Source organism: Gordonia caeni, from assembly GCF_039537105.1.
GTDB classification, from domain to species: domain Bacteria; phylum Actinomycetota; class Actinomycetes; order Mycobacteriales; family Mycobacteriaceae; genus Gordonia; species Gordonia caeni.
The window spans coordinates 89,138-95,538 of the sequence record NZ_BAAAZW010000011.1; the positions used below are offsets into that span (position 1 = coordinate 89,138).

The window sequence follows — 6,401 nt, forward strand, 5'->3', positions numbered from 1 at the left end:
GCACATCGGCGGTTGCCCATGTCTCGGTGATCACAGACCGCCGGTCGCCGAACACAGGCGACTGCTGTCAGCGCGCCTCTCCCAGTTCCCTGAGTGCGGTGGCCAGGTCCGCGCGAAGGCTGCCGCCGACCATACCGAGGTCGACCACCACCTCGTCGATGCCCGCTTCGTCGCGCTGCAGGGCCACCACGAGCTCGGCACTGCGGACCTGCTGACCGTCGGCGGCACCGAGGGCTTCGTCGAGCACCGCAAGCACCCGAGACAGCGTGAGGTCTGCGCCTGAAACAACCAGGTGCTGGGCTGTCGGACCGTCGGAGTCGTCGAGGTCGGCGGCCGCGGGCGCGAGCCGTTCCACCTCGTCGAGCAGTTCGGCGACAGTCCGGCCGAGCGGCTTCAAATACTCGAGCAATTCGACGACGTCCAGCCGCCGCTCCCTCGATTCGACCTTCGAGACGAGTGTCTGCAGGACGCCGAGCCTCTCGGCGAGTTGCTGCTGAGTGAGCCCGGCCTCCAGCCGATAGGTCTTGAGGATCCGGCACAGCGCCTCACTGCGGCGCACGTACCCGTCTCCCCGCAAGGCCATCCATTGATGATCCCCTCCCGCTACGGGGTACCCCAAGATCGGTTCCCCGTATGTTGTCGGCGGTCAGTCGCCTCGCTTCGACCGCCAATGTTCTCCCCGCCGGCGAATCCTTATAAGGCTCAACAACCGATTATCGGTTGTGCAACTCTATACCCGATCGCCCGATCTGAACGGATTGCCTGGCCGGGGGGCCGTGCGGAAGCACGCGCCAGACAGGGGGAGTACAAGCATGCCGCGATTCACTGGCTCGCCCAGTGTCAACATCTTCCGGCGAGAGCTCATCGGCGCGAACCCACGGTCCGACAATCGCCCGTCGCCCCGATATCCTATTATCGGATATCGGGGGGGGAGGTGCACCTCCGATCCGGGGAAGGGGGCCAACCAGTGATTCCACCTGCGCGACCGCTCGTGCCGATCCTGACCCAGGACGGCTTGGTGCAGTTGACGCCGGCCATGGCGCCACCGATGCCGCCACAGCCTCGGGCGCCAGGAGAGATCTTGCTGCCTGGCGCGAGTGAAGTCGAGCAGAATCTCGCATGGGTGTTTCCACAGTTCGCCCGAGCTCCTATCAGCCCGTCCACAGTGCGATACGGGCTGTACCGTGCATGGGACTGGGCGGTGGGCACAGCCTGTCATCGGGCGATCATCGAGACAGTGCGTCTCGACCCTCGCACCATCGACGACGACGTCCGACGTGTAGTCGACCGGATCGATCCACTCATCACCGAGTTCGGGACCAGCGGTCTCCCGCCCGCCGGGCTGCTCGCTGCACAGCTCGACCAGCACATCGACGTCTTCGGGCCGGCCGACGAATTGCTCTTCCAAGCCGTCCGGTGGGGACGCCTGGCCGAGTTCTCGCTGGCCACCGACCGAGGGCCGGAATCCTGGCAGGCCAGCACGCACGATCGCGTTCGCTATGAATCGCTGGAGGCCCTCCTCACGCTAGACCGCCAGTTCCTGTTGTCTCGAGCGAGCAACCAGGTGCAGTACTACGCTTTGCACGCCTACGACATCGCCGCCCTCTGGCGGGGTGCCCCCTCACTCGCCGAACTGGCTCGCGAAGGAAGCCGGTTGGCCCGCAACGCGAGCCTCCGGAAGGGCACAGCGGTCGCCGCCGGCTTCGTCGGTTCCTATCTCGAATCGAAGGCAGACCGGCGAGACAAGCGCCTGCACGACAACTACCTGCTTGCCAAGACGCGCTACCTCGACCGCCACTAGCGGGCGGTCGAGTATCCACAAGACCGATCAGCACCGGAGAAGCGAGTGCCAACGATGAGTTCACCATTCGACAACCCCTTTGGCGCGAGCCCGACTCCGCCCCAGCTCCCCCACGACCCGCGGCTGCCGGCACCGCAGTCCCACAGCCCCTATCCACGAGCCGCGTCACCCCTTGCGCCCATCCCCCAGAGCTATCTGCCGCACCAGCAACCCAAACCGGTGATGCCGCCGGTCGTCATCGCGGTCGTAACCTTCGGCTTCTTCTGCGGGCTGCTTCTCCTGGCCGCGTCGCTGTTCGCGACCCGGGAGTCGGGCGCAGTACTGATGTGGATTCTGACGGCTGTGACCCTCGCGGCCTCGATCGCCTTGATCGTCCGTCCCGGGAAGGAATCCCGGCTTGCGATGTCGATTCTCGCCGGGCTGTGGTGCTTGACGCTGGTCCTCGCCGTGTTCGGTATCGCGGTCATCTTGGCGCTCTGGCTGCCTGAATCGAGCAAGCGCTACTTCGCCGCCTGCGAGCAACGACTTTCTACGAAAGCCTGAGCGCCCGCCTTGACCACTCCTCCGTCGAATGACCCCAGAGCCAACGGCGACCAGACGCGTCCCCCTCAGCCGGGCCCCCGTCACCGACCACCGCCGCCTCACGGCCCCCACCTCCCGGCCCCGGTTCACTGGCTGACAGGCCTCCCGGCCCGGGTTGGCAGCAGAATTCACCTCCCGGCCGCGGAACGCCTGCAGGTCCCGCACAGCATCGTCCTCCGCCCCCGCCACACGCCGCTTACGGACGGGGCCGCAATCACCCGCCGCCCGGATACCCGGGCGGGGGATTCGCGCCACGGCCGCAGCGCCAGAACCCGTTCAGCTGGTTCCTGCACACGAGCAGGGGGCTGTTGACCGCGATCGTTGGATTGCTGGTTGTCGTGGTGCTTGTGGTCGTGACGGCGGTGAGCTGCACCGGCAGCGCCGAAGCGCAGTACGGGCCAGTGACGACCTACGATCTGGACACCTATTACTCGGTGCGCTTCGGGGCCCCACCGGGCTGGCACGTCTATCAGGAGACTCGCCATGCCCGTGTCCTACTCCTACCGGAGGGGGAGACGCGCAGCGCCAAGGACTACGACATAGACATCGATGCCGCCGTCCAGGGGCGTTCCAACAAGAATCTGACGCACATCGCGATCTTTCTCGACTGCCTCGACGGTGAGTCGACAGGCGACGACAACCCGGACATGATCAACGGCTGGCAGGCCTTCGAGACGGTGCAGGACGGCTCGGCCGAGCGCGATTACACCATGAACATCCTGACGGCGAAGCGACCTGATCTCAAGTGCAGAGTAGGTCTGCCGATAGTTCAGGCGGTGGACGGCGCACACGGCGACAGGGCACCCCTGACGGCGGTCGATACCGCCCGCACTCAGCTTCTGCCACAGCTGGAGATGCTGCCGTAGGCAACAACTCGATGCGTCTGGTCAGCGAGGGGTGGGCCAGGCGGCTTTCGCCTCGGAGTCGTCCGGCGGGCCGCCGACCGTCTCCAGCAGCCGGGTGCGGCGTTTGCGGCCGGTGACCCGGAGCGCGGGCTGACTCCCGCTGGAGCCGACCAGCGTGGGCGCGATGCCCACCCGCATGAGGGCGGTGGCCAGCGGTCCATGAGTCTCCGGGGCGTGCGGATCCAGGCCGAGGACGTAGTGCACGCCTTCGGGGCGGCCGGCGGCGAGCACCCAGAAGCGCAGCGCGCGCGGTGACGGGGTCCAGCCCTCCGGCACCGATTTCACCGCGCCGCTGGACCAGCGGCGGTGCAGTGCGGTCAACCGCGGGTTGGCTTCGGTCCGGGCGAGGGTAGAGCCCTCCTCGGAATGCGCCGTCTCGGCCTCGATACCGGTCTCCAGGATGTCGGCGCGGATGGCCTCGGCCCGCCATTGGGCGGTGACGACCACCGATACGCGGGCACCGACTGCGGTGTGCAGTGATTGGCCCTGTGCGGCAAGCAGTCCCGCCAGATCATCGATGGCAGGGTCCTCCGTCTCGGCAGAGAACAACGACATCTGGCTCACACACTCGACTTTACGGTGAACGGCAAACAGATTCCTTTCCGACAGGCACTATCCCCTCCGACCGTGACCTCCGCCGGTGCGCACCTAGGATGGACAGTCGGGCGCAACGAGGGGAAGGCGGGAAGCGATGGAGCATTCCACCTACGGCTCCGAGCTGCTGTCGAGGACCCTCGCCGGCGAGTCAGACCCGGAGACCAGCCCCCTCACTCATATGGCCGTGATCGACAGGCGCACCGCCGAATTCGCCGACTGGCCGGACTGGGTCGACGACGCGGTCCGGGCGGCATTCGCCGAGCAGGGCATCGCCAGGCCCTGGCGTCACCAGGTCGAAGCGGCCGATCATGCGGTCGCCGAACGTCACGTCTCCATCTGTTCCGGCACAGCGTCCGGGAAGTCGCTGGCGTACCAAGTACCGATTCTCAGCCGGTTCGCCACCGATCCCACCGCGACCGCCATGTACCTCTCGCCCACCAAGGCGCTCGGCACCGATCAGCTGCGATCGGTGGCCGGGCTGATCGCGGGCAATCCGGTCTTCGCACATCTGCAGCCGGCCATGTACGACGGTGACACCGACCACGAACTGCGGCAGTGGGCACGCCTGCATTCGCGGTGGATCTTCACCAACCCCGACATGCTCCACATCGGGATCAACTCGACCCACGCCAAGTGGCGCCAGTTCCTGGCCCGCCTGTCCTACATCGTCGTCGACGAATGCCATCACTACCGGGGTGTCTTCGGCTCGCACACCGCACTGGTCCTGCAGCGCCTGCTACGCCTGGCCCGCAGCTACGGCGCCGATCCCGTGGTGATCGGGGCGAGCGCCACCGTCTCCAACCCCGCCCAGGCGCTGTCGCGGCTGATCGGCGACGAAGTCGTCGCCGTCACCGAGGACACCTCGCCGCACGGCGAGCGCACCGTGGCCCTCTGGGAGCCGGCGCTACTGGAGGAGACCGGGGGCGAGCACGATGCGCCGGTACGACGTGCGGCCGCCGCCGAGGCGGCCCGCCTGCTGGCCGACTTCGTGATCGAAGGCGCCCGCACCCTCTGCTTCGTCCGCAGCCGGCGCGGCGTGGAGGTGACGGCCCTGCGCGCCCAGCAATTGCTGGACGAGGCTGCTCCGGCGCTCTCCGGGCGGGTGGCGGCCTATCGCGCCGGCTACCTGGCCGACGACCGGCGCCGTCTGGAACGTGCCCTCGCCGACGGCGAACTGCTCGGGGTCGCCACCACCAACGCGCTCGAGCTCGGAGTGGACATCAGCGGCCTGGACGCCGTGATCGTGGCCGGATACCCGGGCACCGTCGCCTCGTTCTGGCAGCAGGCGGGCCGTGCCGGCCGGCGCGGCGAGGGCTCATTGGTAGTGCTCGTCGCCCGCGACGACCCCCTCGACACCTATCTGGTCCACCACCCCGAAGCACTGCTCGAGCGCCCGGTGGAAGCGACGGTCACCGACCCCACCAATCCGTACATCCTGGGGCCGCACATGCTGTGCGCCGCCACCGAGGCACCGCTCACCGAGGCCGATCTGGACGCTTTCGGCGCCCACCGGGTAGTCGATGACTTGGTGGCCCAGGGACTGCTTCGTGCACGCAAAGCCGGTTGGTATCCCGCGCCGGGCGTCGACCCGCACGGCGACATCGACATCCGCGGCGGCATCGGTGGTCAGGTCCTCATCGTCGATTCCACCACGTCGCGCCTTCTCGGCACGATCGATACCGGGCGCGCCAAACGCAGCGTGCACCCGGGTGCGGTGTATCTGCACCAGGGCGAGAGCTTCGTGATCGACGAGCTCGACCTCGACGAGTGCCTGGCGCTGGCGCATCCGGAAGAGCCGGACTGGACGACGTCGGTCCGGGAGACGAGCGACGTGCAGGTGCTCGACATCCTGCGGTCGCAGTCGTACGGCCCGTTGACCGTGTCGTTCGCCGAGGTGGAGGTGACCGATCAGGTGATCGGCTATCTCCGCAAGGCCCGGTCCGGCGAAATCCTCGACTCGGTATCCATGGTGCTTCCCGAGGAGGTGCTGCAGACCCGGGCGGTGATGTACACCCTGGAGCCCGACGCGTTGACCGCCGCCGGGATCTCCCCGGAGGCCTTCCCCGGAGCTCTGCACGCCGCCGAGCACGCCGCGATCGGCATGCTGGGCCTGGTGGCCACCTGCGACCGCTGGGACATCGGCGGCCTGTCCACCAACCTGCACCCGGGCACCGGACTGCCCACTGTCTTCGTCTACGACGGCTATCCCGGGGGTGCCGGCTTCGCTGAACGCGGTTTCGAGGCGTTCGCCACCTGGATCGATGCGACCGCCGATGCCGTGTCGTCATGCGAATGCCGTAGCGGCTGCCCGTCGTGCGTGCAGTCCCCGAAATGCGGCAACGGCAACGAGCCCCTCGACAAGGCCGCCGCCATCACCGTGCTGCGGCTCATCTCTGCTCGCCTGCCACAGCCGGACTAGTCGGCGCCGGCCAGCGCGAGAGCGTCGCCGGCCTCCGTATGGGATGCGAAAGACCCCCTGAACTGGTGTGTTCAGGGGGTCTTTCAAGTGGTGTTCG

General features: G+C 67.7%; 6 protein-coding genes. 4 read left to right on the top strand and 2 right to left on the bottom strand.

Annotated elements, in window-relative coordinates:
* Window positions 1-67: 67 nt before the first annotated feature.
* On the bottom strand, window positions 68-583 hold the full coding sequence (locus ABD732_RS16575; protein WP_344785590.1) for a helix-turn-helix domain-containing protein: 516 nt from the start codon (window positions 581-583) through the stop codon (window positions 68-70).
* Between the two features lie 654 nt (window positions 584-1,237).
* Between ABD732_RS16575 and ABD732_RS16580 the strand changes: the two genes are divergently transcribed.
* The 3 genes from ABD732_RS16580 to ABD732_RS16590 all read left to right on the top strand — a co-directional run bounded on the left by ABD732_RS16580 (window position 1,238) and on the right by ABD732_RS16590 (window position 3,249).
* Window positions 1,238-1,801, top strand: coding sequence for a hypothetical protein (locus tag ABD732_RS16580; RefSeq protein ID WP_344785591.1), 564 nt, complete (start codon window positions 1,238-1,240; stop codon window positions 1,799-1,801).
* A 54-nt stretch (window positions 1,802-1,855) separates the two neighbouring features.
* Window positions 1,856-2,344 carry a hypothetical protein gene (locus tag ABD732_RS16585; RefSeq protein WP_344785592.1) on the top strand — a complete coding sequence of 163 codons (489 nt, stop codon included), beginning with the start codon at window positions 1,856-1,858 and terminating at the stop codon, window positions 2,342-2,344.
* Between the two features lie 347 nt (window positions 2,345-2,691).
* Window positions 2,692-3,249: a hypothetical protein gene (locus ABD732_RS16590; protein ID WP_344785593.1), complete on the top strand. Its 558-nt coding sequence runs from the start codon at window positions 2,692-2,694 to the stop codon at window positions 3,247-3,249.
* Between the two features lie 21 nt (window positions 3,250-3,270).
* On the opposite strand, the gene ABD732_RS16595 is transcribed toward ABD732_RS16590, so the two are convergent.
* Window positions 3,271-3,852 carry a hypothetical protein gene (locus tag ABD732_RS16595; protein WP_344785594.1) on the bottom strand — a complete coding sequence of 194 codons (582 nt, stop codon included), beginning with the start codon at window positions 3,850-3,852 and terminating at the stop codon, window positions 3,271-3,273.
* 127 nt (window positions 3,853-3,979) lie between these two features.
* On the opposite strand from ABD732_RS16595, the gene ABD732_RS16600 reads away from it, so the two are divergent.
* Window positions 3,980-6,304: a DEAD/DEAH box helicase gene (locus ABD732_RS16600; protein WP_344785595.1), complete on the top strand. Its 2,325-nt coding sequence runs from the start codon at window positions 3,980-3,982 to the stop codon at window positions 6,302-6,304.
* Window positions 6,305-6,401 lie beyond the last annotated feature (97 nt).